This is a genomic window from Pseudomonas sp. CC120222-01a, assembly GCF_003097235.1.
GTDB lineage: Bacteria > Pseudomonadota > Gammaproteobacteria > Pseudomonadales > Pseudomonadaceae > Aquipseudomonas.
Genome location: NZ_QEQQ01000004.1, coordinates 32470 through 55733, shown reverse-complemented (window position 1 = coordinate 55733; position 23264 = coordinate 32470). Strand labels below are relative to the sequence as shown.

Sequence of the window (23264 nt, the reverse complement as noted above, 5' to 3'; positions counted from 1 at the left end):
ATCGTTTAGTAAACGAACGCTATGTTATGATCGCCCCCATCGTCAAGCAGCGCGAAGAGGCCGTGCATGCGCTACTCCACCGAACACAAGCAGCAGACCCGCGACAAGCTGCTGGCCAGCAGCGGCGCGCTGGCCAAGCGTGGCGGTTTCTCCAGTACCGGCGTGGCCGGGTTGATGAAAGCCATCGGCCTGACCGGCGGCGCTTTCTACAACCATTTCCCATCCAAGGACGACCTGTTCACCGAGGTGGTCCGCCAGGAACTGTGCAACAGCCCGCTGGCGCGCCTGGCCAACCAGGGTGCCAGCCGCGAACGCCTGGCCCGCTGCCTGCAGCAGTACCTGAGTCTGGCCCACCTGCACAATGCCGAAGGCGGCTGTCCACTGCCGCCACTGGGGGTGGAAATCGCCCGCGCCGAACGGCCCGTGCGCGAAGAGGCCGAGCACTGGCTGGTCGGCTTGCATGGCGCGTGGAGCGAAACCCTGGAAGACCCGGCGCTGGCCTGGGTGCTGATCAGCCAGTGCGTCGGCGCACTGGTGGTCGGGCGCATGCTGGCCAGTGAAGCGGTGCAACAGCAGTTGCTCGATGCCAGCAAAGGCTTTGTCGACAGGGCATTGAATGAAGCGAATTAACCTGCTGTTGGGGCTGCTGCTGGCAGCGCCCGCCCTGGCCGAACAGGCCTGCCCGCCGGGGCAGTATCAGGTGTGCCTGATGGGCTGTTTCTGCGCGCCGATCGACCCCGGCCAGGCCGGGCAGATTCTCAAGGATGTCGAGACCGTGGCGTCGAGCAGCCTGGCGTTTGCCTTGCAACAGGCTCGCGACGAAGCCACGGCCAGCGGCAGCCAACCGATCCCTTTGCACATCCGCGCGCAACTGGAGCCCTGGTACGACTTTGCCGTGCTCGATGCTGCGCGCTACCGGGTCGGTGACGAGCAGCAGGTCACGGCGGCCAACGCCATGCTGCAAAACCCCGACGTAAACGCAGTGACGCTGATCGACACCATCATCTTCCGCCATGCCAGCGATGCCGAGGACAACGTGGCGCTTTGGGCCCATGAACTGAAGCATGTGCAGCAGTATCAGCAACTGGGGGTAAATGAGTTTGCCCGGCGCTATACGCGCAACTACGAGGAGCTGGAAGGGCCGGCCTACAAGATCGAGGCCGAGGTGGGGAAGGCATTGCGTGAGCGCAGTTCCGGGCAGGCTCGATAACCTGCACTGGCCTCTTCGCGGGTAGAGGAGCAGGGACATGACTCGCGCCTGACTGATCGAGCGCCGCCCGCCAGACATTCCTCACTTGCCAGCGATCAGCGCACCTTCAGCAGATGATCCAGAGACAACTTGCCCGCCCCACGCGCGATCAGCAGCAGGAGCAAACCCGCCCAGGTCAGGTGGGTGGGCCAGGCATCGGGGTAGACGAACACTTCGATTACCGTGGTCATGCCCAGCAGTGCCAATGCCGACAGCCGGGTCATCAGGCCCAGCACCAGCAGCAGCGAGAACAGGTGCTCGGCGTACGTCGCCAGGTGCGCCGCCAGCCAGGGGGAAAGCAGCGGCAAGGCGTACTCGGTTCGAAACAGCTCGTAGGTGCTCGGTGTGATGGTGAGAAAGCCTTCGACCTTGGTTCGCCCGGACAGGAAGAACACCGAGGCAATGCCGATCCGCGCAACCAGGCACAAGATGCTGTCGCCCAGGTGCTGTTGCAGGGCGTCGGCAAGCCGGTTCCAGGCATGGCGCAGGTTGCTGGTCAAGGGTGTGGCGTGGACGTGGTCCATGGCGGTGTCCTCAAGCAAAGCTGAGCGGGCGAAAGACCTGTGCAGCAACCAGGCGGCCGAGCAGGTCGCCGAAGTCCAGGTCCGGTTGGGTGTGTTGGGCAAACTCAGAAGCCTGTTCAAGGGGCTGCCCGGCTGCGCAGGCCTGCAGGAACGCGCAGCCGCCCTCCTCCAGCGGCTGGTGAATGACGCCTTCGGGGCCGCCGACGAACAGCGCACCTTCGCCGGCCCAGGGCTGATCGTCCGCCCAGGCCAGCTGCTCGCGGCCGCAGCGCCAGAGGCGGTAGGCCGGGTGCGCCGCGCACCAGTGCCAGCGGGCATTGCTCCGGGGGTAGAGAACGCTGCGCGCCAGGTCGCCGGCCGTCATGCCCGCCAGTTCGGCCAGGTCGAGGCAAGGCGCATCGAGCGCGCTGAAGGCCTCGTTCCAGCAGGCATCCAGCCGTGCAACCTCGGCCAGGTACGGCACGCCGTGTTGTGCCTGCCCCTGCTCGAGAAAGTCGGCGAAGGCTGCGCCGTAATGGATCAGCCGTGGGTCGTCGGGTGGCGCTTGCCGTGCGTAGGCCGCAGCAGCAGCCTCCATCCATTCACGCCCGACCAGGGTCAGCACACTGGGAAAGTTGTCACACAACGCCTCCACACAGCCGGCCATGACCGTGTTGCGGTACACCGCGAACGCCGGCTGCCCGGTGAGCGCCGCCAGCCCTGGCGCCGGGTGCCCCTGCAAGGCGGCGACGAACGCGTCCTGGAACTGACTCAAGGTGAGGTTCATGGCTGCTCTCCTGGGCTATCAAGGGTCGCCTGGACCATGGCCCGTTCGCCCAGCAGTTCATTGAACGACGGGACATTGCCATCCCGCTCGACCAGTGTCGGCCGCGGGCCGATCCGGGCGATCAGGCGCCGGTAAAGCGCCCAGACCGGCTCGGCGATTCGCGCATCGTGCGAGTCGATCAGCATGCTGCCCTGCGCGTCGTGGCTGTAGCCGGCCAGGTGGATTTCGCTGATCGCCTGTGCCGGAAAGCGGTCCAGATACTCGGCAGCGCTGAAGCCCAGGTTGTGCGCGCTGACATAGACGTTGTTGACGTCCAGTAGCAAGCCGCAACCGGTACGCTGGGCCAGTTCCGCCAGGAAATCGATCTCGTCCCACTCATGCCCGTCCAGTTGCAGGTAATGGCTGGGGTTCTCGATCGAGATCCGCCGCCCCAGCGCTTCCTGGCTGCGCTGGATATTGCTGCTGATGCGGGCCAGGGCCTCACTGCTGCGTGGGAACGGCAGCAGGTCGGGGTGATAGGCGCCGCGCCAGGTCGACCAGGCCAGGTGCTCGGACACCAGCGCCGGCCGCACCTGGTCGATCAGCGTGCGCAAGCGTTGCAGGTGCTGCGGGTCCGGCTCGGCATCGGCCGCCAGCGACAGCGCCACGCCGTGCAGCGACAGCGGGTGGCGCTCGGCGATGCGCAGCAGCCAGGCAAGGCGCGGGCCGCCGACCATGTAGTTCTCCGGGTGAACCTCGAACCAGAGCCCCTCGGCGCTGCACGCCAGCGCCGCGTCATAGTGCTCGGCCTTGAGCCCGATCCCGGCGCCCAGTGCTGCCTTGCCGTTCATGGTCGGCCTCCTCTGCTCAGGACTGGATCGGCGTCAGCGAGCCCATGCCGTTCGGGGTCTTGATCGAGGTGCAGGTGCCGGCCGGAACGTTCTTCCAGTGCATGCCGTCGTAGTCCTTTTTCGCGGAGCCTGCGCAGGTGGTGCCGGCGCCGGCCTTGCAGTCGTTCTTGCCGGCCATGGCGACGCCGTAGCATTTTTCCATGGCGGCGCCGCTGCCGGCCGGCTGGGTGGGGGTGGCTGCCAGGGCGGCGCTTGCCAGCGAAGCGAGGGCCAGGGCAGCGGTGGCGAGGGCTAAGGTTTTCATGCTGAAGTCTCCAGAGTGGGTGGCCGTGGCAGGTTTACCGGCGGCTCATGGAGTAGTTCGTGGCATGTGCGGATCGGGTTACAGCCCTGGAAAAATTTTTCGCTCAACCGGCTGCGGCGACCTAAGGTTTCAATCCAGGGGGTCGCCGACGGCTGGCTCACCGAAAATGCACCCACGGTGTAACCCAGGCGGCCCATGCAGCGAACTAACTCACAGGCAGTGCTCGATGCGCGCGAAACCCAGCTGCAAACCTTGCTGCTGGCCGGGCTGGCGGGTGATGCGCAGGCCTACCGGGCCTTCCTCGCGGCCCTGGCGCTGCATATCCGGGCGTTTCTGCGGCGGCGCCTGGCCAGCCGCCCGGCCGAGATCGAGGACCTGCTGCAGGAGGTGCTGCTGGCGGTGCACAACGCACGGCATACTTATCAGGCGCAGCAACCGTTGACCGCCTGGGTGCAGGCGATCGCCCGCTACAAGCTGGTCGATTACCTGCGCAGCCGGGCCCGTCTGGATGCGCACAGCGCGCCACTGGATGACGACGCCGAGCTGTTCGCCAGCAGCGATGCGGAACCTGCCGAAGCCAGCCGCGACCTGGCCAGGCTGCTGCAACAGCTGCCCGAGCGCCAGCGGCTGCCGATTGTCCACGTCAAGTTGCAGGGGCTGTCGGTAGAGGAAACCGCGCAACTGACCGGGCTTTCCAGCTCAGCGGTCAAGGTGGGCATACACCGTGGCCTCAAGGCCCTGGCCAGGTTGATTGGAGGTAAATACGACGATGAAGACCGATGACCTGATCTGCCTGCTGGCCGCAGGCGAAGGCCCGGTGCAGCACAACGCTACGATTCGGCGCCTGGGGCTGGCCGTGGTGCTCGGCGGCCTGGCCGCAGTGCTGATGACCGCGGCCCTCTACGGCGTGCGTAGCGATCTCGCCGAAGTGGCACGCACGCCGCTGTTCTGGGCCAAGGTGGCCTTGCCCGGCAGCCTGGCGTTGCTCGGGCTGTGGCTGACCAGCCGGCTGGCCAGGCCGGGCGTGCGCGGTGGCCTGGCCTGGGGGCTGCTGGGCCTGCCCCTGCTGCTGCTGTGGCTGGGGGCGGCGCTGAGCCTGGCCGGTGCCCCGCTCGATGCACGCGCCGACCTGCTGTTCGGCCGCACCTGGCGCACCTGTGCGCTGAACATCACCTTGCTCTCGCTGCCGGGGCTGGCAAGCGTGCTCTGGGCCCTGCGCGGCCTGGCACCGACCCGTTTGCGCCAGGCCGGCGCTGCCGGTGGCCTGCTGGCCGGCTCCACGGCCACCTTGGCCTACTGCCTGCACTGCCCGGAGATGGGCGTGCCGTTCTGGGGCTTGTGGTACGTGCTCGGCATGCTGCTGCCGACCGCGCTCGGCGCCTGGCTGGGCCCGCGCCTGCTGCGCTGGTGAGCCCGCTCAGATCCGCCGCAACCAGCCGATGAACTGGGCGAACAGCTCCGATTGCGAGTTGATCTCCAGCTTCAGGTACAGGTTCTTGCGGTGCATGCGCACCGTCTCTGGCGAGATGCCCAGCTCATGGGCGGTGGATTTCACCGAGTGCCCCTGCAACACCATCTGCGCCACTTGCCGCTCACGCTCGGTCAGCACCCCGCACCCAAAGCTGTCGAACGCGGCCTGCACGCTTTCATTCGCTTCCGGCTGCGGCTCCAGGCCGTGCCGGGCAAAGCGCATCAGCAGCTCGCGAACCATCGGCTCCACCGCCTGCAACAGGTGCAGCTGTGCTTCGCCCAGGCGCGCACCGCTGCAGCCCTGGAACAGGCTCAGGGAGATCTTGCTGTCGTTGCCCAGGTCGACGATGAAGTAGCTGTCCTCGCTGCAGCCGGTGCCCAGGTAATAAGTCTTGTAGTAGTCGCTGTCGAAGAAATTGTCCGGGGCGATGTCTTCCAGGTGGTAGAAGCCCTGCGCCAGGCCCTTCTGCACCGCCAGGCAGAACGGGTCGAGCAGGTAGCCCGCGGCGAAATAGCGCTCCAGCACCGCCTCGTGATAACGGTCGGGGATGCCCTGCTGATACAGCAGCTGCGGCGGCTGGCCCTTGCGTTCGAGGCTGATCAACATCGACTCGGCGGCCACCAGCTGGCTGATGGCTGCCGCCAGCCAGGCCAGCGCGTCCGGGCCCTCGCTGTGGGCGAAGGCCTGTTGCAGGGCGCTGTGCCATTGCTGCAGGGCATGAAACGGCAGGTTTATTGTGGTGTTTTCGTGTGCTCGGCTCATGCCCCGCAGTCTACCGGCCGGGGCACGCGCGTGCATCTTTGGCAGAAGGTCGATCATTGGCCGTGGTACAGGCCCTGCTCGGTCAGCTCCTGCGCCGCCTCGAGAATGCAGCTGCGCAGGGTGTCGACGATCTCGTCGACCTGGGCGTGGGTGATGATCAGCGGCGGCGACATCACGTTCAGGTGCATGATCGGGCGCACCAGCAGGCCCTTGGCCTGGGCCCGCACATGGATGCGCTCGCTGATGTTCACCGCGTCCGGGAACAGCGCCTTGGTCTGCTTGTTGGCGACGAACTCGACACAGGCCATCAGCTTCATGCAGCGCACCTGGCCAACCAGCGGCAGTTCAGCCAGGGTCTGCAGGCGCTGCTCCAGGTAGCTGCCGACATCGTTGACGTGGGCCAGCAAGTTCTCCCGCTCGATGATCTCGATGTTCTTCAGCGCCGCCACGCAGCACACCGGGTGCCCGCTGTAGGTGAAGCCGTGAGTGAAGCAACGGCCCTTGCCCGGCTCGGCGATCACCTTCCAGATGCGCTCGGAGAAGATGCACGCACCCAGTGGCAGGTAGGCCGAGGTCAGGCCCTTGGCGGTGGTGATGATGTCCGGGGTGACGCCAAACAGCGCTTCCGAGGCGAAGAACGTGCCCAGGCGGCCGAACGAGGTGACCACTTCGTCGGCGACGAAGAGGATGTCGTAGGTCTGGCACACCTGCCACATGCGCTGGAAGTAGCCCTCGGGCGGGATGATCACCCCGCCCGAACCCATGATCGGCTCGGCGAAGAAGGCGGCGACGTTGTCCGCGCCCAGGGAGAGGATCTTGTCCTCGAACTCGGCCACCAGGAAGTCGAGGAACTCGGCCTCGTCCATGTCGTCGCCGGCCCGGTAGAAGTTGGGGTTGGAGACGTGGTGAATAAGGTCGTGGGCGTAGTCGAACTCCGGCACCCGGTCGGCGGCCTTGTTGCCGATCGACATGGTCAGGCAGGTCGAGCCGTGGTAGGCGTTGTAGCGGGCGATCACGTGCTTCTTGTGCGGTTTGCCGCGGCAGTTCTGGTAGTACTGGATCAGCCGGTAGGCAGTGTCCACGGCGGTGGAGCCGCCGGTGGTGAGGAACACGTGGTCGAGGTCGCCGGGCGCCAGGCTGGCGAGCTTCTGGCACAACTCGATGGCCTTCGGGTTGGCCATGTCCGAGAACGGGTTGGAGTAGGCCAGCTGGCGCACCTGGTCGGCGATGGCCAGGGCCATTTCCTCGCGGCCCAGGCCGATGTTGGTGCACCACATGCCGCCGACTGCGTCGAGGAAGCGGTTGCCCTGGGTGTCGTGGATGTAGGCGCCGTCACCGGCCTGGATGTTCAGCGCGCCTTGCTCGGCGTGCTCGTCGAACATGTGGTAGCCGTGCATGTAGTGGGCTTTGTCGGCTTTCACCAGCTGGTCGTTGTGCGCGGTGGCGGCCAATGGGCGAGTCGGGGTAGCCATAAGCAATTCCTTGTCGGATCGGTACGGTAAAAGGTGTCAGATGCCGGTCTTGACCGTGCTCCAGACCCGGGTAATGGCGCGCATGGCCTGGGGGTCCTGGGACTTCTGGGTAAACAGCCGCTCGCGGGTCGGCTCGTCGGGGTAGATGGCCGGGTCGTTGCGGATATCGGCCTGCACCAGCGCCGTGGCGGCCGCGTTGCTGTTGGCGTAGTGGATGTAGTTGGTCACGTCGGCCATGGTCTTGGGTTGCAGCAGGTATTCGATGAAGCGGTGGGCGTTGGCCACGTGGGGGGCGTCGTTGGGCAGGTAGAGGCTGTCGAACCAGATCAGCGAGCCTTCCTTGGGAATGAAGAACGCCAGGTTGATGTCCTTCTTCGCCTCCACCGCGCGGGCCTGGGCGGTGGCGTAGTCGCCGGACCAGGTCAGGGCCATGCACACGTCGCCGTTGGGCAGGCTGGTGAGGTAGTTCACCGAGTCGAATTTCTTGATGTAGGGGCGGATGCCCATGAGCACGTCCTGTGCGGCCTTGAGGTCAGCCGGCTTGGCGCTCTGCGGGTCTTTGCCAAGGTACTTGAGGGCCAGCGGGATGACTTCGCTGGGCGCGTCCATCACGGTCACGCCGCAGTCGGCGAAGCGCGAGACGATCTTCGGGTCGAACAGCATGGCCAGCGAGCCGATCGGCGCGTCGGGCATGCGCTGCTTGATCTTGTCGACGTTGTAGGTGATGCCCGAGCTGCCCCAGGTGTAGGGCGCCGAGTAGCGCATGCCGGGGTCGAAGGCTTGCAGGCTCTGCACCACTTGCGGGTCGAGGTTGGCCCAGCTCGGCAGTTTGGATTTATCCAGCGGCTGGAACACCCCGGCCTTGATCAGCGGCGGTACCAGCGAGCCGTTGAGCATCACCAGGTCGTAGCCGGAGCGGCCGGTGAGCAGTTTGGTCTGGACCGTTTCGTAGCCGTCGAAGGTGTCGTAGATCACCTTGATGCCGGTCTGTTTCTCGAAATCGGCCAGGGTGTTTTCGCCGATGTAGTCGGTCCAGTTGTACAACCTGAGCGTGTTGCTGGTGTCTGCCTCGGTGGCCAGGGTGGCCGTGGCGGTACAACACATCAGCAGACTGGAAATCACCTTCAATGCCTTGCGCATAGCAACTCCATCGTGTGATCAGGATCGGCTCGGGTGAGCTGATGGAGCCACTATCCGGGGGATTGCGCCACGGGACCATAACCCGAATGGGTGGGGTCGCTGATACATAGACTGAGCTTATATATGCATACGTTAAATCGATTTTATTTATGAACAGTGCGCTGCAAGGATGCGGGACACAGGGCGCACCTTGCTCGGCGCCCTTTTCGGTCCCTTTCTGGAGAAGCACGATGCGCCCTTTCTGGCTGGAACAAGCCCTGAAGAATCAGCCCGACGAGCCCTGCCCGCCCCTGCGGCAGGACACCCATGCCGATGTCTGCATCGTCGGTGGCGGCTACACCGGCCTGTGGACCGCCATCATGCTCAAGGAACAGAACCCCGCACTCGATGTGGTCATCGTCGAGGCGGACATCTGCGGCGCGGGCGCCAGTGGGCGCAACGGTGGTTGTGCGCTGTCCTGGTCGGCGAAGTTCTTTACCCTGGAGCGTCTGTTCGGGCTCGAAGAGGCCGTGCGCCTGGTCAAGGCGTCGGAGCAGAGCATCTACGCGATCGGCGACTTCTGCAGAAAGTACGGCGTGGATGCCGATTATCGTCTCGACGGCACGCTGTATACCTCCACCAGTCAGGCCCAGGTCGGCTCCACCGACGCCGTGGTCGCGGCGCTGGAGCGCCATGGCATCAACACCTTCAGCAAACGCCCGCTCGCCGATGTGCAACGGATGGCGGGCTCGGCCCAGCACCTGGAAGGCTGGTACTCGCCCGCAGCGGCCAGCGTGCAACCGGCCAAGCTGGTGCGTGGCCTGCGCCGTGTGGCACTGGGGCTGGGCGTGCGCATTCAAGAAGGCACGCCCATGGTCGGCCTGGACGAAGGGCAGCCAGCCACGGTCATCACACCCCACGGCAAAGTCACGTGCGGCAAGGTGGTGCTGGCGATCAACGCGTGGATGGCCCGGGCCTTTCCACAATTTTCGCGTTCGGTGGCCATTGTCTCGAGCGACATGATCATCACCGAACCTCGGCCAGACCTGCTGGAGCGCATCGGCCTGACCAGCGGCGTGACCGTGCTCGACTCGCGCATCTTCGTTCACTACTACCACAACACGCCTGACGGGCGAATCATGCTGGGCAAAGGGGGTAATACCTTTGCCTTCGGCGGGCGCATGCTGCCGGTGTTCGACCAGCCATCACCCTATGCGAACCTGCTGCGCGATTCGTTGGAAAAGTTCTTCCCGGCATTCACCGGCGTCGATATCGCGGCGACCTGGAACGGCCCTTCGGATCGGTCGGTCACCGGTTTGCCGTTCTTTGGCCGCATGGGCGCCAAGGACAATATCTTTTATGGCTTCGGGTATTCCGGCAGTGGTGTGGGCCCCTGTCACATGGGCGGTCAGATTCTGTCGTCGCTGGTGCTGGGGCTGGACAACCCGTGGACACGTTCGCCGTTGCTCGACGGCCCGCTCGGGCATTTCCCGCCGGAGCCCATTCGTTACCTGGGGTCATTGATGGTACGCAATGCCATTCGTCGCAAGGAGCGTGCCGAGGACCTTGGCCGGCGCCCTCGCCGGCTGGATGTTCAGTTGGCCAAGTTCGCTGCCGCAGCCGGCAAGGCGGACAAGGCGTGATACCCAGGCTGGACGCCCCCCTTTGTGGGAGCGGCCTTGTGTCGCGAAAGGGCCGCGAAGCGGCCCCACCAATGCAGGCTGTGTAGCTGAAATCCTGGGGCCGCTGCGCAGCCCTTTCGCGACACAAGGCCGCTCCCACAGGTACTGCGCAGTCGCTCAGACCGCGCAAACGGTCAGCTCGGCAACGGATACAGCGCCTCATCGAACTGGTCTAGCCGTGGGAAGCTCAGCGGCAGGTCATCCGACAGGTGCTGCAGGCGTTGCTCGTAGCTGCGCAGGAACTCCTGGCGTGCCTCGTCGCTGATGTACGGCACATGCCAGGCCACGAACGGCTCCAGCACCTCGAAGCCGACATAGGCCAGGGTGCCGCGCAGGATCGGCCGCAACATGTCTTCCAGCGGCCCGTGGATCGCGCCTTCGCCGAACATGTGCTCGCGCCCGCCCAGGGTCACGGTCACCAGCGCACGCTTGCCGGCCAGGCCGCCCTGGTCGTAGAAGCGCTTGCCGCCGTAGCAAACCCCGGACACCAGCACCCGGTCGATCCAGCCCTTGAGCATCGCCGGTGCCGAGAACCAGAAGATCGGGAAGTTCAGCACCAGCAGGTCGGCCCACAGCAGCTTGTCCAGCTCCTGCTGGATGTCCGGCGCGATGGAACCACTCTTTACACCCAGGCGCTGCTCCAGCGCATACACCAGGTACTCCGGGTTTTCCCGGTGGCTGAAGTCATCGGCGCTGGCCACCGGGTTCCAGCCCATGGCGTACAGGTCGCTGACCTGCACCTCATGGCCCTGGGCACGGAAGGTCTGCGCCGCCTGGTCGCGCAGTGCGGCGGTGAAGGACTGAGGCTCGGGGTGAGCGTGAACGATCAGGACTTTCATGGGCAATCCTCAAACAGTTGCCAAAGGGGAATTGGAGTTGCGCGCCGCCAGCAGGCGGTCGAGCCAGTCGGGGTCCATCTCGGGTTCGCAGGAGAACAGCAACCCGGTGTAGTCGCGGTGCGGCGGCTGGAAGATCGCTTCGCGGCTACCTTGGTCGACCACCCGTCCGCGCTGCATCACCAGCACCTCGTCGGCGATGGCGCGCACGGTGGCCACGTCGTGGGTAATGAACAGGTAGGCCACGCCCAGCTCGCGCTGGATGCGGTCGAGCAGTTTCAGAACGCCCTCGGCCACCAGCTGGTCGAGGGCCGAGGTCACTTCGTCGCAGATGATCAGCTGGGGTTCGGCGGCCAGGGCACGGGCGATGCAGATCCGCTGCTTCTGCCCGCCCGACAGCTCGCGTGTCAGGCGGTCCATGTACTTGGCCGGCTCCAGGTCGATCATCCGCAGCAGGTCGGCGACCCGCTCGCGCAGCGCCTTGCCCTTGAGCCCCAGGTAGAAGCTCAGCGGCCGGCCGATGATGTCGACGATGCGCTGGCGTGGGTTGAGCGCGGTGTCGGGGATCTGGTAGATCATCTGGATACGCCGCAGCTGCTCCTTGCTGCGCTGGCGGTAGTCGGCCGGCAAGGCTTCGCCGTCATACAGCACCTGGCCCGAGGTCGGCGGCAGCAGGCCGCTGATCAGGCGTGCCGTGGTGCTCTTGCCGCTGCCCGACTCGCCGATCACTGCCAGGGTCTGGCCGCGATAGAGCTTCAGCGAAACGTCGTGCAGCACCGGCTGCTGGCCATAGCGGGCATCGGCGTTGCGCACTTCCAACAAGGGTTTTTCATTTCCCGGGCAGGCCTTGGCCGTGGTGTGGAAGTTGCGCACCGCCCACAGCGACTGGGTGTATGCCTGCTGCGGGGAACTGAGCATGTGGCGGGTCTGCGCCTCCTCCACCAGGCTGCCGTGGCGCAGCACCATGATGCGGTCGGCCATCTGCGCCACCACTGCCAGGTCATGGCTGATGTACAGCGCGGCGCTGCCGAAGGTCTTCACCGCGTCGCGGATCGCCGCCAGCACCTCGATCTGGGTGGTGACGTCCAGCGCCGTGGTCGGTTCGTCGAAGATGATCAGGTCCGGGTGGCAGGCCATGGCCATGGCGGTCATCACCCGCTGCAGCTGGCCGCCGGACAGCTGGTGCGGGTAGCGCTGGCCGATGTGCTCGGGGTCGGGCAGGCGCAGGATGCGGTACAGCTCCACCGCCTCGGCCTCGGCCTTGGCGCGGTCGATGCCGCCGTTGGTCACGGCCGTTTCCACGTGCTGGTCGATCAGCCGGTGCGCCGGGTTGAACGAGGCGGCAGCGCTCTGCGCCACATAGGCGATGCGCAGGCCGCGCAGCTTGCGCAGGGTGTCGGCGCTGCACTCGAGCAGCTGAATGCCATCGAAGCACACGCTGCCGCCGGTGATCCGGCAGCCGTCGCGCACGTAGCCCATCGCGGCCAGGCCCAGGGTCGACTTGCCGGCACCGGACTCACCGATCAGGCCCAGCACCTCGCCGCGCTTGAGGGTCAGGTCGATGCCCTTGATCAGCGGGTGCCAGGCGTCGTCATGGTGGCCTTCGATGCGCAGGCCACGGATCTCCAGCAAAGTATCAGGGTTCATGCTCAGCACTCCTTCAGGCCGCTGGAAAGGTGCAGCACCCAGTCGACGACAAAGTTCACGCTCACCGTGATCAACGCCACCGCCAGGGCCGGCAGCAGCGGGCTGATGTCACCGAAGGTGATCAGCACTGCGTTGTCACGCACCATGCTGCCCCAGTCGGCGGTCGGCGGCTGAATGCCGAGGCCGAGGAACGACAAGGCGCTGATGAACAGGAAGACGAAGCAGAAGCGCAGGCCGAATTCGGCAATCAGCGGCGCGGCGGCATTGGGCAGCACTTCGCGGGTGACCAGCCACCACAGCCCTTCGCCGCGCAGCCTTGCGGCTTCGACGAAGTCCTGCACCACCACGTTCATGGCCACCGCCCGCGACAGGCGGAACACCCGCGTGGCGTCGAGCAGGGCGATCACCAGCACCAGCGAGGTGGCGGTGGTGCCGACCACGCTGAGGATCAGCAAGGCAAAGATCAGTTGCGGGATGGCCATCAGGATGTCCACCAGGCGCGACAGGCCCTGGTCGATCCAGCCACCCTTGATGGCCGCGACCAGCCCGCACAGGCCGCCCAGCAAAAAGGCCAGGCTGGTGGTCAGGAAGGCAATGCCCAGGGTGTTGCGGGCGCCGAACAGCAGGCGGCTGAAGGTGTCGCGGCCCAGGTTGTCGGTGCCCAGCAGGAACTGCGGGCTCCACGGCGCGAAGCCCTCGCCGACCACCTGGGTTTCGCCGTAAGGCGCCAGCAGCGGTGCAAACAGCGCCACCACGGTGTAGGCAACAATCACCAGCAGGCCGAACTTGGCGCTCAGGGGCGCGCGCAGCACAGGTGTGAACAGGCTCATGGTCTACCCCTTCGGATGCATCAGGCGTGGGTTGCTGGCAATCGACAGCACGTCGGCGCCGGTATTGAGCAGGATGTAGGTGCCGGCGAAGATCAGGCTGCAGGCCTGCACCACCGGGATGTCGCGCTTGGCCACCGAGTCCACCAGCAACTGGCCGAGCCCCGGGTAGACGAACACCACCTCCACCACCACCACGCCCACCACCAGGTACGCCAGGTTCAGCGCCACCACGTTGACGATCGGCGCCAGGGCATTGGGCAAGGCATGCTTGAAAATCACCCGCGCCGGCGACACGCCCTTGAGCCGGGCCATCTCGATGTAGGGGCTGGCCAGCAGGTTGATCAGCGAGGCGCGGGTCATGCGCATCATCTGCGCGATCACCACCAGGCTCAGGGTCGCCACCGGCAGCACCGAGACTTCCAGCACTTCACCCAGCGAGGCATCCGCAGGCAGGCTGGAGATGCCCGGCAGCCATTCGAGGTTCACCGCGAACACCAGGATCAGCAGGTAGGCCACGAAGAACTCGGGGAACGACACGGCGCTCAATGCGCCGGTATTGAGCAGGCGGTCGAACCAGCTGTTGCGGTACAACGCCGCGAGCATGCCCAGCAGCAACGCCGTCGGCACCGAGAACAGCGCCGCCAGCAGGGCGAGGCTGAAGGTGTTGCCCAGCCGTGCGCCGACCAGTTCGATGATCGGCCGCTGGTTGGCCAGCGACACGCCCAGGTCACCGTGCACCAGGCGCCACGCCCACTGCACGAAACGCTGCACCGGCGACAGGTCCAGCCCCAGCTGGGCGCGCAGGGCCGCCACGGTTTCCGGGGTGGCCGACTGGCCGAGCATGGCCTGGGCGATGTCGCCTGGCAGCAGGCTGACTGCCAGGAAGATCACCACCGAGACCGCAAACAGCGACAACAGGCCCAAGGCCAGCCGCTGCACAAGCAGTTTGCCAAGATTGTTCACCGTACCACTCCTCGTCTGGATGCTTGCGAAACGTCAGCGGCTCAGGCTTGCCACCAGCGCTCGATCACCCGCAGGCCATCCAGCTCGCCATAGGGCGCGGTGAGCGGGCCATGGGCCACGCGGCTGGAGCGGGCGGCGACGGAGCTGGCGAACAGCGGCACGATCGCCCCGCCGTCGTCGCGGCACAGCGCCTGCATCTCGTTGTACATCTCGCGGCGCAGCGGCTCGTTCATCTCGCCACGGGCGGCGTTGAGCAGCTGGTTGAAGCGCGGGTTGTCCCAGTGCGTCTCGTTCCACGCCGCACCCTTGGCGTAGCCGATGCTGAACATGCGGTCGGCGGTGAGGCTGGAGTACCAGAACGAAGTGGTGAACGGCTGTTTCATCCAGACATTGGTGAAGAACCCATCGGCCGGTTCGCGCACCACGTCGATGTCGATGCCGGCCTGGCGCGCCTGCTCCTTGAACAGCACCGATGCATCCACCGCACCGCTGTAGGCGGCATCGGAGGCCTGCAGGCGCACCTTGAGGCTGTCCATGCCGGCCTGGCGCAGGTAGAAGCGGGCCTTGTCCGGGTCGTAGACGCGCTGTTCCAGCGCCGGGTTGATGAAGCGGTTGGCCGGCTGCAGCGGGTGGTCGTTGCCGACCTGGCCGTAGCCGTAGAGCACCGAAGCCAGCAGGGTCTCGCGGTTGATCGCGTGCTTGAGGGCCATGCGCACGTTGTTGTCGCGGAACTGCTCGCTGTCGGTGAGCATCGGGAAGGTGTAGTGCTGGGCGCCCTTGGTTTCCTCGATCACCAGCTTCGGGTTGCGCTTGAGCAAGGACACGGTCTTGAGGTCGACCTTGTTGATCACATCGACCTTGCCGGTGACCAGGGCGTTGACCCGTGCGGCGCCGTCGGCGATGGCGATCAGCTCGGCGCTGGCGAAATGCGCCCTGCCCGGCTTCCAGTAGTCCGGGCTGCGCTCCAGGTCCATGCGCACGCCCGGCTCGAAGCCCTTGATGCGGTAACCGCCTGTGCCGACGCCGGCCTGCCAGTCGGCCAGGCCATCTTTGGCGGGCATGATCACCAGGTGGTAGTCGGCGACCACGTAGGCGAAGTCGGCGTTGCCCGAGTGCAGCTCGAACACCACGGTGTCGGGGGCGCTGGCGCTCACCTTGGCGACATCGCCCAGCACGGTCTTGGCGGCGGAGGTGGACTTGTCGCCCAGGTGGTGCTGGATCGAGGCCACCACGTCGTCGGCGTTGAGGGTCTTGCCGTTGTGGAAGGTCACGCCCTGGCGAAGAGTGAAGGTCCAGACCTTGGCGTCGGGGCTCGATTCCCAGCGCTCGGCCAGCTCAGGGATGGCAGTGCCTTCCACGGAAATCTCGGTGAGGGTGTTGTACACCGCCGAGAAGCCGATGAAGGTGAAGGTATCGACCCACGAGCCTGGGTCCTTGGAGTCGGTGGTGCTGCCCCCGGCCAGGCCCAGGCGCAAGGTCCCGCCCGGCTTTGGCGTGGCCTCGTCGGCATGGCCAGGCAGCGGCAGGCCGAGGGAGAAGGCCCCGGCGATGGCTGCGGCGGCCGCGCTGTACTTGAGGAAATCCCGGCGCGGCAGGCTGCCGTCGAGGGTGGCGTGAGGATTGTTCTTGTTGTTATCGCTCATGGCATTTGCCCCTGTTGAACCGCAAGAAATTGTTATTCGGTCAAAGCGGATTGCGTAGAAGCTGTTTACAATTTGTAATTGTTACCGTAACAAATACATTAGCGGCAGGACAAGCTGATTTCCAGCGCCCGATACCGGGCTTTTTCACTGGTGTACCATTGACGTTTTCGCAGGGAGCCTTTGCCCCATGAGCCAGTCGACCCGACTCATCACCGCCTCGTACATCCTTTCGTTCGTGGCGGCCAATGCCCCGCAGAAGCTGCGCACCGAGACCATCGCCAAATGGGTCAAGGTGCACCCGACCCGCGTGCGCTCGATGGTGTCGCAGATGGTCAAGGCCAATATCCTGACCTCCTATCGCGGCGCCCAGGGCGGCGTGACCCTGGCCCGCGCACCGCAAGAGATCACCTTGCGCGAGGTGTATGACGCGGTGCAGGAAAGCTCGCTGATCGCCGAGAAGATCGACAACCCGTTTGCCGGGCTTGAAGACCACTGCAAGGTGTACGAAGTGTTCACCCGGCTGTTCGCGATGCTGGAGCAGAACATGCGCCTGGACCTGGGGGCGATCACCGCGGACCAGTTGTTCGTGGCGTTCGATACCCCCAAGGAACACACAGCGTGAACCCCAGTTTCTGAAAACTGGCGCGGTCCCTGTGGGAGCGGCCTTGCGTCGCGAAAGGGGTGCGAAGCGCCCCCAGGATTTCAGCTTCGCCGCATGAATTGCCGGGGCCGCGCTGCGGCCCTTTCGCGACGCAAGGCCGCTCCCACAGGTGTCCCAACACATGCCCCCACAGGCGTTCCCATAGCGATCAGAGCTGGATGGCCTTCACCTCGACGAACTCGTGCAGGCCCTCCTCCCCCCACTCGCGGCCATTGCCCGACTGTTTGTAGCCGCCGAACGGTGCCTGGTAGTTGAACGCCCCGCCATTGACGAAGCACTGCCCCGCACGCAACTGGCGGCCCAGTTGCAGCGCCTTGTCGCGGCTACCTGCCCACACCGCGCTGGACAGCCCGAACGGCGAGTCGTTGGCCAGGGCAATGCCTTCGGCCTCGTCGGCGTAGGGAATCAGGCACAGCACCGGCCCGAAGATTTCCTCCTGGGCAATGCGCATGCGGTTGTCGACGTCAGCGAAAATCGTCGGCGGTACATAGAACCCACGCTCGAAGCCCGCTGCCGTCTCCCCGCCACACACCAGCCGAGCGCCCTCTTCCTGCCCCACCCGGATGTACGCCTGTACCGTGCGCCGCTGCCCGGCCGAACACATTGGCCCGAGGAAACTGCGCGGGTCCTGCGGATCGCCCATCACCAGGCTGCGGGCCTCGTCCACGGCGATCTCCACGGCCTCGTCATAGCGCGAAGCCGGCAACAGCATGCGCGTCAGTGCCGTGCAGGTCTGCCCCGAGTTGATCATCACGTCCTGCACGCCATGGCGCACCGCTGCTTCGAGCGGGGCATCGGCGGTGATCAGGAACGGCGACTTGCCACCCAGCTCCAGGCACACCCGCTTTACCGACGGCGCTGCCGCCTGGGCAACCCGCACCCCCGCCCCGGTGGACCCGGTGAACGAGACCATGTCCACCAGCGGGTGCCGCGCCAAGGCCTCACCGACCTTCGCCCCCGGCCCGCTGACCAGGTTGAACACCCCGGCCGGCAACCCGATGGCCTCGATCATTTCCGCCAGCAGGAAGGCATGCAGCGGGGTCTCCTGGCTCGGCTTGACCACCACCGTGCAGCCCGCAGCCAAGGCCGGTGCCAGCTTGCCGATCAGTTGATGCAGCGGGTAGTTCCAGGGGTTGATGAACGCGCACACGCCTACCGCCTCGCGGTACAGCAGCGAGTTACCGACTTCGCGCACCTCGTCCATCTTGCCGGCCAGCTCGATGTACTGCTCAAGCCCGACGATGGGCCCATCGACCTGCACCGACCGGCACCACTGCACCGGCATGCCCAGCTCGGTGGTGATCACCGCGGCCATCTCGTCGGCCCGCGCCTTGAGCTGTTCGGCCAGGGCGCGAATGAACCCGGCGCGCACGCTGGACGGCGTGCGCGACCAGTCGCCGAACGCTCTGCGCGCCGCATTGACGGCGCGTTCCACATCCTCTTCATTGCCCAGCGGCACCTTGCCGGCCACCGCTTCGCTGGCCGGGTCGATCACCTCGGCCATGCCCTGCCCCGCTGGTTGCTGCCAGCGGCCATCGAAGAACAGACTGCTGTATTCACGCATCGCGTTGCGCCTCCATCAGTTCGCTGGCGCACAGGGCAATGCGCCGGCAGGCTTCACCGAGGGGTTCGGCGCCGAGCACCAGGCCCAGGCGGATATGCCCGGCCGCACTCGGGCCGAACGCTTCACCGGCCAGCACCGACACCCCATGCTGGTCGAGCAGGCGGTCGGCGAAGGCTTGTGCGCTGAGCCCGGTCTCGCGGATATCGACCATCACGAACATCCCGCCATCGGGCTTGAGTGCCCGCAAGCCCGGGCAGTGCGCCAGGCGCTCGCACACCAGGTCACGGCGCTGGCGGTAGGCTTCGCGCATGCCGTCCAGTTCCGGCAAGGGCTGCTCCAGCGCGGCCACTGCGGCATCCTGAATGAAATCCGGCGAGCCGTAGAGCATGCACAGCGCCAGGTTTTCCAGGTGCCCGGACAACGCGGGCGAACCGACCACCCAGCCGACCCGCCAACCGGTCATGGCATGGGACTTGGACAGGCTGTTCAGCGTCGCCGTGCGCTCGGCCATGCCCGGCAGGCTGGCAGGGCTGATGTGTTCGCCTTCGAACAGCAGCTCGCTGTAGACCTCGTCGCTGATCAGCCACAGGTCATGGGCGATGCACAGTTCGGCCAGGGCCTCCCAGGTGCTGCGCGGCAGGCTGGCGCCGGAGGGGTTGTGCGGGCTGTTCAGCGCCAGGGCACGGGTGCGCGGGGTGATCCGTGCGGCGACGTCCTCCGGTTGCACGCGGAAGCCATGCTCCGGGCGCACCGGCACCGGCACCACCGTGGCACCGCAGGCACCGAACACCGCTTCGTAGGTGACATACATCGGCTCGGCGACGATCACTTCATCGCCCGGCTCCAGCACGCATTGCGCGACGCAGAACAGCGCGCATTGCGCCCCTGCCAGCACCGTCACCTGGTCGGCGGTAACCGCCTGGCCGCTGCGTTGCTGGTGGCGACGGGCGATGGCCTCGCGCAGGCTGCGCTTGCCGCGCACATCGGCGTAATGGGTGTTGCCGGCTTCGAGGCTGTCCACAGCCGCCTGAATGATCGGCGCCGGGGTGTCGAAGTCCGGGTCGCCGACCGACAGCAGCAATACGTCGCGGCCTTCTTCGAGCATGGCCAGGGCGCGGTAGTGGATCTCCCAGGCGGCGGCGCCGTCACCGGCGATCCGTTGGGTCAATGAGGAAAATCGCATGGCTGGTCGTCCTGTTGTGCGGTTTGGGCTCAGCGCGCGCAGGCGTGCTTGAGCTCGATCAGGGTCACGCCGTTGCGGGCAAAGCCGCCGCGCAGGTCCCGTTGCAGTTCGTCGAGGCTCTGCGGCTGCGCGACCGTGCAACCAAAGGCGCGGGCCAGGCCGGCGAAGTCCGGGTTGCGCGGCAGTACGCCGATGGGCTCGATGTCCAGGTCGAGCATGTCGTCGCGGATCTGCCCCAGCGCGTCGTTGTTCCACAGCAGCACCACCAGCGGGCGGTCAAGCTCCTCGACCGCGGTCGCCAGCTCCTGCGCGGTGTAGAGGAAGCCACCGTCGCCTACCAGCACCAGGCCGGGGCGGTCGTCCGTGGCGAACATGCCGCCGATACCGGCCGGCAGGCCGTAGCCGAGGGTGCCGTAGCCGGTCGGGTGCAGCCAGCTGCGCGGGGCCCGGCTGTTGAACACATAGTTACCGGTGTAGGCCAGCTGGGTCATGTCGGTGCTGATGAAGGCGTTTTCTGGCAGCTCGGCCGCGACCCGCTGCAGGATCGCCTGGTGGATCGCCTGCAGAGGGCCGTGGTTCGCCTGCACGGCAACCCGCAGGCGGGCCACTGCCGCGCTTGCCTGGGCCGCATCGCGCACGCCGTCCGGCAACTGTTCCAGCAGCCCCGCCAGGGTCTGCCGGGCATCGCCGTGCAACGCCAGTGTGCAGGGGTAGAAGTCGTTGAACTTGCGCGGGTCGATATCCACCCGCAGCAGCTCGCCGGTCAGCGGCAGGCGCTCGCGCCAGAAGTCGGTGTCGGCCATTTCAGTACCGACCGCCAGCACCACGTCGGCCTCGGCGATCAGCGCCCAGCCCGGTTCCACGCACAGGGTGGAGCCGGCGTTGAGCGGCGAGTCCAGTGGCGCCAGGCCCTTGCCGGCGACGCTGGTGAACAGTGGCGCCGCCAGGCGTGTGCTCAGTTGCTGCAGCTCGGCGCCCGCCTGCAGGGCACCCCCGCCGGCAATGATCATCGGGCGCTTCGCTGCCGCCAGTTTGGCCGCCGCCTGTTGCAGGCTGTCGAGGCTGGCCGGGCCACGCCCGGGGCGACGTACCACTTCATTGCTCCAGTCCCGCGCCACCGGCGCAGCCAGTACGTCCAGCGGCACCGAGATATGCACCGGGCGCGGGCGTTCGCTGTCGAACACGGCATAGGCGTGGGCGATCAGCTCCGGCAGGTCTTCGGCCTTCAGCGCCACAGCCGAGAAAGCGGTGATTGGCGCGGTCATGGCGCGTTGGTCCTGGGTCTCGTGCAGGCAGCCCCAGCCTTTGCCCAGGCTGGCGGTGTGGTTGACGCTGGAGATCACCAACATCGGGATCGAGTCGGCGTAGGCCTGGCCGATGGCGGTGGCCGCGTTGGTCACGCCGGGGCCGGTGATGACAAAGCAGACGCCCGGCTTGCCGCTGACCCGGGCATAGCCGTCGGCCATGAAGCCGGCGCCCTGCTCGTGCCGGGTGAGCACGTGGCGAATGCCGCTGCCGGGCAGGCCGCGGTACAGCTCCAGGGTGTGCACGCCGGGGATGCCGAACACGGTGTCGACGCCGTAGTTGGCCAGCAGGCGCACCAGCGCCTGGCCGCCCGTGAGTGTGGGGTGGGTCATGTTCATGTCCTTACACTTGGCCGAGGCGGATCAAGGCATCGACCGCCGTGGTGCCATTGGCACCGACCATCAATGGGTTCACATCCAGCTCCAGCAGCTGGCTGGCGTTTTCGCAGGCGTAGTCGGCCACCGCGCGGATGGCGGCGACCAGTGCATCCAGGTCGACCGCCGGTTTGCCACGGAAGCCCTGAAGCAAAGCCGCACTGCGCAGGCCGAGCACGGCCTTGCGGATGGCACCGTCGGTGGTTGGCAGCAGCAGGCTGTTGCTGTCCTTGAGCAGCTCGACGAGGATGCCGCCGGCACCGATCACCAGCGCCAGGCCGAAATCCGCCTCGCGCTTGATGCCGACGATCAGCTCGGCCAGTGGCGCGCCGGCCATGGGTTCGAGCAAAACCTGGTCGAAGGCGACGCCCGGCGCGTAAGCGGCGATGCGCGTGCGCATCTGTTCAAGGGCGCGGCTGAGGGCGGCCTCGTCGGCCAGGTTCAGCGCCACTGCGCCGGCCTCGGTCTTGTGCGGCAATTGCGCGCTGACGGCCTTGAGCACCAGCGGGAAGCCCACCTGGCCGGCATCCGCCAGCGCGTGTTGCGGGCTGCTCAGCACGCCATTCGGAATGGGCAGGCCGAAGCCGCGCAGGGCCTGCTTGGAATCCCACTCGTTGAGCAGGCGGCTGTCACCGGCCAATGGCTGCGGGCACAGTGGTACCAGCGCCGATTCGCCCAGCGCCAGCAAAGCCGGACGCTGCTGCGCGTAGCGGGCAACCCGGCCCCACGCGGCCAAGCCATCCTCCACCCCTTGCAGCGCCGGAACACCGGCCGCGTGCAGGCGCTCGCGGGCGCTGGCCGGCAGCAGTTCGGGGAAGGCCGAGGTGACGAAGCCGGTCTTGCCATGGCGCTTGAGCGCCGCGCAGTACAGCTCCAGCAGCAGGTCGCACTCCTTGCGTTCGCCGGTGAACTCGGCGGGGTAATCGAGCACCAGCATCGCCGCGTCGGCGTCGCTGCGCAGGGCGCTGTCGAGCATGCGCGCCTTGGCCGGGCCATCGCCCCAGATCGCCGTGGTGAAGTCCAGCGGGTTGACCAGGTTGGCGTAGGCCGGCAGCACCTGGGCCAGTTCCTCGACCTGGCTGGCGTCCAGGGCCGGCAGGCTCAGCAGGTTGCTCTCGCTGTAGTCGGCGATCAGCCCGGCATCGCCGCCCGAGCAGGCCAGCGCGATCAGGCTGGGGCCCTTGGGCAGGTTGCCGCAAGCGGCGGCCTTGAGGGTTTCGACGAAACTCACCGGGCCACTGACGCGAATCACCCCCAGGCGTTCGAACAGGCTGTCGTACAGGGCATCGGAGCCGGACAGTGAACTGGTGTGGCTCAATGCGAGTTCGGCGCCGATCTGCGATACGCCGGTCTTCAGCGCCACGATCGGGATGCCCTTCTCCAGCGCCTTGTGCGCGGCCCGGGCAAAGCCCGGCACGTTCTTCAGGCCTTCCAGGTGCAGGCCGATGGCGGTGACCCGGGGTTCATCGAGCAACACGTCCATCAGCTCGGCAATGCCCAGTTGTGCCTGGTTGCCGACCGAGGCCATGTAGGCCACCGGCAGCGAGCGGTCGCTCATCGACAGGTTGTAGGCGAAGTTGCCGCTCTGGGTCAGCACCGCAACGCCTTTCTCTACCGCCTTGCCACCGTGCGCCACCGGCCACAGGGCGGCACTGTGCAGGTAGTCGAGCAGGCCGTAGCAGTTGGGCCCGAGCAGGGCCATGTTGCCGGCGGCGTCGAGCAGCTGCTGTTGCAGCGCCTGGCCTTCGGCGCCGCTTTCGGCAAAGCCCGAGGCATAGCAGATCGCCCCGCCCGCGCCCTTGGCGGCGAGCTCGGCGACACAGGTCAGGGTCAGTTCGCGGTTGGTGGCGATGAACACCGCGTCTGGCGCGCAGGGCAGCTCGGCCACGCTGCGCACACAGGGCACGCCGTCGATGCTGTCCTGCTGCGGGTTGACCAGCCACATCTGGCCCGGGTAGCCGCCTTCGGCGCAGCGCTTGAGTGCACGGGCCATGCTGCGCCCGCCGACGAAAGCCAGGTGCCGGGGAGCCAGCAGGCGTTTGAGGTTGTCACGAATGGCTTGCGACATGGGGATGCTCC

22 protein-coding genes are annotated in these 23264 nt (G+C 66.5%); 6 read left to right on the top strand and 16 right to left on the bottom strand.

Going from position 1 to position 23264, the window contains the following annotated elements:
• The first annotated feature begins 66 nt into the window (after positions 1–66).
• Together N430_RS07350 and N430_RS07345 are read left to right on the top strand one after the other, a co-directional pair.
• Positions 67–630: a TetR/AcrR family transcriptional regulator gene (locus N430_RS07350; RefSeq protein WP_110635374.1), complete on the top strand. Its 564-nt coding sequence runs from the start codon at positions 67–69 to the stop codon at positions 628–630.
• Positions 617–1210, top strand: a complete 594-nt coding sequence (locus N430_RS07345) for a DUF4157 domain-containing protein (protein ID WP_110635376.1) — start codon at positions 617–619, stop codon at positions 1208–1210. The genes N430_RS07350 and N430_RS07345 overlap by 14 nt, the downstream gene beginning before the upstream one ends.
• A gap of 95 nt (positions 1211–1305) precedes the next feature.
• Here the strand turns inward: N430_RS07345 and N430_RS07340 are convergent, their stop codons facing one another.
• From N430_RS07340 to N430_RS07325, 4 genes are read right to left on the bottom strand one after another with little or no spacing between them, the layout of a single operon-like run.
• Positions 1306–1773: a DoxX family protein gene (locus N430_RS07340; protein WP_110635379.1), complete on the bottom strand. Its 468-nt coding sequence runs from the start codon at positions 1771–1773 to the stop codon at positions 1306–1308.
• 10 nt (positions 1774–1783) lie between these two features.
• Positions 1784–2539, bottom strand: a complete 756-nt coding sequence (locus N430_RS07335; protein ID WP_110635381.1) for a DNA-binding domain-containing protein — start codon at positions 2537–2539, stop codon at positions 1784–1786.
• Positions 2536–3369, bottom strand: a complete 834-nt coding sequence (locus N430_RS07330) for a DUF692 domain-containing protein (RefSeq protein WP_110635384.1) — start codon at positions 3367–3369, stop codon at positions 2536–2538. Before N430_RS07330 ends, N430_RS07335 begins: the two co-directional genes overlap by 4 nt.
• 16 nt (positions 3370–3385) lie before the next feature.
• Positions 3386–3673: a DUF2282 domain-containing protein gene (locus N430_RS07325; protein WP_085677313.1), complete on the bottom strand. Its 288-nt coding sequence runs from the start codon at positions 3671–3673 to the stop codon at positions 3386–3388.
• A gap of 195 nt (positions 3674–3868) precedes the next feature.
• On the opposite strand from N430_RS07325, the gene N430_RS07320 reads away from it, so the two are divergent.
• Both N430_RS07320 and N430_RS07315 read left to right on the top strand, forming a co-directional pair.
• Positions 3869–4456, top strand: a complete 588-nt coding sequence (locus N430_RS07320) for a sigma-70 family RNA polymerase sigma factor (protein ID WP_110635387.1) — start codon at positions 3869–3871, stop codon at positions 4454–4456.
• On the top strand, positions 4443–5084 hold the full coding sequence (locus N430_RS07315; protein ID WP_110635390.1) for a DUF1109 domain-containing protein: 642 nt from the start codon (positions 4443–4445) through the stop codon (positions 5082–5084). The genes N430_RS07320 and N430_RS07315 overlap by 14 nt, the downstream gene beginning before the upstream one ends.
• A 6-nt stretch (positions 5085–5090) precedes the next feature.
• Here the strand turns inward: N430_RS07315 and N430_RS07310 are convergent, their stop codons facing one another.
• From N430_RS07310 to N430_RS07300, 3 genes are read right to left on the bottom strand one after another with little or no spacing between them, the layout of a single operon-like run.
• Positions 5091–5906 carry a helix-turn-helix transcriptional regulator gene (locus tag N430_RS07310; protein WP_110635569.1) on the bottom strand — a complete coding sequence of 272 codons (816 nt, stop codon included), beginning with the start codon at positions 5904–5906 and terminating at the stop codon, positions 5091–5093.
• Positions 5907–5959: 53 nt separating this feature from the next.
• On the bottom strand, positions 5960–7378 hold the full coding sequence (locus N430_RS07305) for an aminotransferase (RefSeq protein WP_110635392.1): 1419 nt from the start codon (positions 7376–7378) through the stop codon (positions 5960–5962).
• A gap of 36 nt (positions 7379–7414) precedes the next feature.
• Positions 7415–8518 carry a polyamine ABC transporter substrate-binding protein gene (locus N430_RS07300; protein ID WP_110635395.1) on the bottom strand — a complete coding sequence of 368 codons (1104 nt, stop codon included), beginning with the start codon at positions 8516–8518 and terminating at the stop codon, positions 7415–7417.
• A 230-nt stretch (positions 8519–8748) separates the two neighbouring features.
• On the opposite strand from N430_RS07300, the gene N430_RS07295 reads away from it, so the two are divergent.
• The gene (locus N430_RS07295) at positions 8749–10140 is read left to right on the top strand and encodes an FAD-dependent oxidoreductase (protein ID WP_110635398.1); all 1392 of its coding nucleotides are present in this window, start codon (positions 8749–8751) and stop codon (positions 10138–10140) included.
• A gap of 173 nt (positions 10141–10313) precedes the next feature.
• Here the strand turns inward: N430_RS07295 and N430_RS07290 are convergent, their stop codons facing one another.
• From N430_RS07290 to N430_RS07270, 5 genes are read right to left on the bottom strand one after another with little or no spacing between them, the layout of a single operon-like run.
• A complete protein-coding gene (locus N430_RS07290; RefSeq protein WP_110635401.1) occupies positions 10314–11018 on the bottom strand; it encodes an NAD(P)H-dependent oxidoreductase in 705 nt (234 codons plus the stop codon).
• Positions 11019–11027: 9 nt separating this feature from the next.
• Positions 11028–12662: an ABC transporter ATP-binding protein gene (locus N430_RS07285; protein ID WP_178083373.1), complete on the bottom strand. Its 1635-nt coding sequence runs from the start codon at positions 12660–12662 to the stop codon at positions 11028–11030.
• Between the two features lie 2 nt (positions 12663–12664).
• Entirely contained in the window at positions 12665–13492 is an 828-nt protein-coding gene (locus N430_RS07280; protein WP_110635404.1) for an ABC transporter permease, read from the bottom strand.
• Between the two features lie 3 nt (positions 13493–13495).
• Positions 13496–14455, bottom strand: a complete 960-nt coding sequence (locus N430_RS07275; RefSeq protein WP_110635407.1) for an ABC transporter permease — start codon at positions 14453–14455, stop codon at positions 13496–13498.
• A gap of 41 nt (positions 14456–14496) precedes the next feature.
• Positions 14497–16098, bottom strand: coding sequence for an ABC transporter substrate-binding protein (locus N430_RS07270; protein ID WP_110635410.1), 1602 nt, complete (start codon positions 16096–16098; stop codon positions 14497–14499).
• Positions 16099–16285: 187 nt separating this feature from the next.
• Here N430_RS07270 and N430_RS07265 point away from each other — a divergent pair, with 187 nt between their 5' ends.
• Positions 16286–16720, top strand: coding sequence for an Rrf2 family transcriptional regulator (locus N430_RS07265; RefSeq protein WP_079228574.1), 435 nt, complete (start codon positions 16286–16288; stop codon positions 16718–16720).
• A gap of 187 nt (positions 16721–16907) precedes the next feature.
• Here N430_RS07265 and N430_RS07260 read toward each other — a convergent pair whose 3' ends face one another.
• The 4 genes from N430_RS07260 to N430_RS07245 are packed head-to-tail and all read right to left on the bottom strand — an operon-like array spanning position 16908 to position 23253.
• Positions 16908–18323 (bottom strand): aldehyde dehydrogenase family protein, encoded by a 1416-nt coding sequence (locus tag N430_RS07260; protein ID WP_110635413.1) that lies wholly within the window; start codon positions 18321–18323, stop codon positions 16908–16910.
• A complete protein-coding gene (locus N430_RS07255) occupies positions 18316–19506 on the bottom strand; it encodes a pyridoxal phosphate-dependent aminotransferase (RefSeq protein WP_110635416.1) in 1191 nt (396 codons plus the stop codon). The genes N430_RS07260 and N430_RS07255 overlap by 8 nt, the downstream gene beginning before the upstream one ends.
• A gap of 29 nt (positions 19507–19535) precedes the next feature.
• Entirely contained in the window at positions 19536–21143 is a 1608-nt protein-coding gene (locus N430_RS07250) for a 5-guanidino-2-oxopentanoate decarboxylase (RefSeq protein WP_110635419.1), read from the bottom strand.
• A 10-nt stretch (positions 21144–21153) separates the two neighbouring features.
• A complete protein-coding gene (locus N430_RS07245) occupies positions 21154–23253 on the bottom strand; it encodes an acetate--CoA ligase family protein (RefSeq protein ID WP_110635422.1) in 2100 nt (699 codons plus the stop codon).
• Positions 23254–23264 lie beyond the last annotated feature (11 nt).

Bases quoted from the DNA above. Each gene is read 5' to 3' on its own strand.
- N430_RS07290 (WP_110635401.1), bottom strand. From the start codon at position 11,018: ATGAAAGTCCTGATCGTTCACGCTCACCCCGAGCCTCAGTCCTTCACC.
- N430_RS07285 (WP_178083373.1), bottom strand. From the start codon at position 12,662: ATGAACCCTGATACTTTGCTGGAGATCCGTGGCCTGCGCATCGAAGGC.
- N430_RS07350 (WP_110635374.1), top strand. From the start codon at position 67: ATGCGCTACTCCACCGAACACAAGCAGCAGACCCGCGACAAGCTGCTG.
- N430_RS07320 (WP_110635387.1), top strand. From the start codon at position 3,869: ATGCAGCGAACTAACTCACAGGCAGTGCTCGATGCGCGCGAAACCCAG.
- N430_RS07265 (WP_079228574.1), top strand. From the start codon at position 16,286: ATGAGCCAGTCGACCCGACTCATCACCGCCTCGTACATCCTTTCGTTC.
- N430_RS07315 (WP_110635390.1), top strand. From the start codon at position 4,443: ATGAAGACCGATGACCTGATCTGCCTGCTGGCCGCAGGCGAAGGCCCG.
- N430_RS07270 (WP_110635410.1), bottom strand. From the start codon at position 16,098: ATGAGCGATAACAACAAGAACAATCCTCACGCCACCCTCGACGGCAGC.
- N430_RS07310 (WP_110635569.1), bottom strand. From the start codon at position 5,906: ATGAGCCGAGCACACGAAAACACCACAATAAACCTGCCGTTTCATGCC.
- N430_RS07340 (WP_110635379.1), bottom strand. From the start codon at position 1,773: ATGGACCACGTCCACGCCACACCCTTGACCAGCAACCTGCGCCATGCC.
- N430_RS07305 (WP_110635392.1), bottom strand. From the start codon at position 7,378: ATGGCTACCCCGACTCGCCCATTGGCCGCCACCGCGCACAACGACCAG.
- N430_RS07255 (WP_110635416.1), bottom strand. From the start codon at position 19,506: ATGCGATTTTCCTCATTGACCCAACGGATCGCCGGTGACGGCGCCGCC.
- N430_RS07345 (WP_110635376.1), top strand. From the start codon at position 617: ATGAAGCGAATTAACCTGCTGTTGGGGCTGCTGCTGGCAGCGCCCGCC.
- N430_RS07260 (WP_110635413.1), bottom strand. From the start codon at position 18,323: ATGCGTGAATACAGCAGTCTGTTCTTCGATGGCCGCTGGCAGCAACCA.
- N430_RS07330 (WP_110635384.1), bottom strand. From the start codon at position 3,369: ATGAACGGCAAGGCAGCACTGGGCGCCGGGATCGGGCTCAAGGCCGAG.
- N430_RS07335 (WP_110635381.1), bottom strand. From the start codon at position 2,539: ATGAACCTCACCTTGAGTCAGTTCCAGGACGCGTTCGTCGCCGCCTTG.
- N430_RS07300 (WP_110635395.1), bottom strand. From the start codon at position 8,518: ATGCGCAAGGCATTGAAGGTGATTTCCAGTCTGCTGATGTGTTGTACC.
- N430_RS07280 (WP_110635404.1), bottom strand. From the start codon at position 13,492: ATGAGCCTGTTCACACCTGTGCTGCGCGCGCCCCTGAGCGCCAAGTTC.
- N430_RS07325 (WP_085677313.1), bottom strand. From the start codon at position 3,673: ATGAAAACCTTAGCCCTCGCCACCGCTGCCCTGGCCCTCGCTTCGCTG.
- N430_RS07250 (WP_110635419.1), bottom strand. From the start codon at position 21,143: ATGACCCACCCCACACTCACGGGCGGCCAGGCGCTGGTGCGCCTGCTG.
- N430_RS07245 (WP_110635422.1), bottom strand. From the start codon at position 23,253: ATGTCGCAAGCCATTCGTGACAACCTCAAACGCCTGCTGGCTCCCCGG.
- N430_RS07295 (WP_110635398.1), top strand. From the start codon at position 8,749: ATGCGCCCTTTCTGGCTGGAACAAGCCCTGAAGAATCAGCCCGACGAG.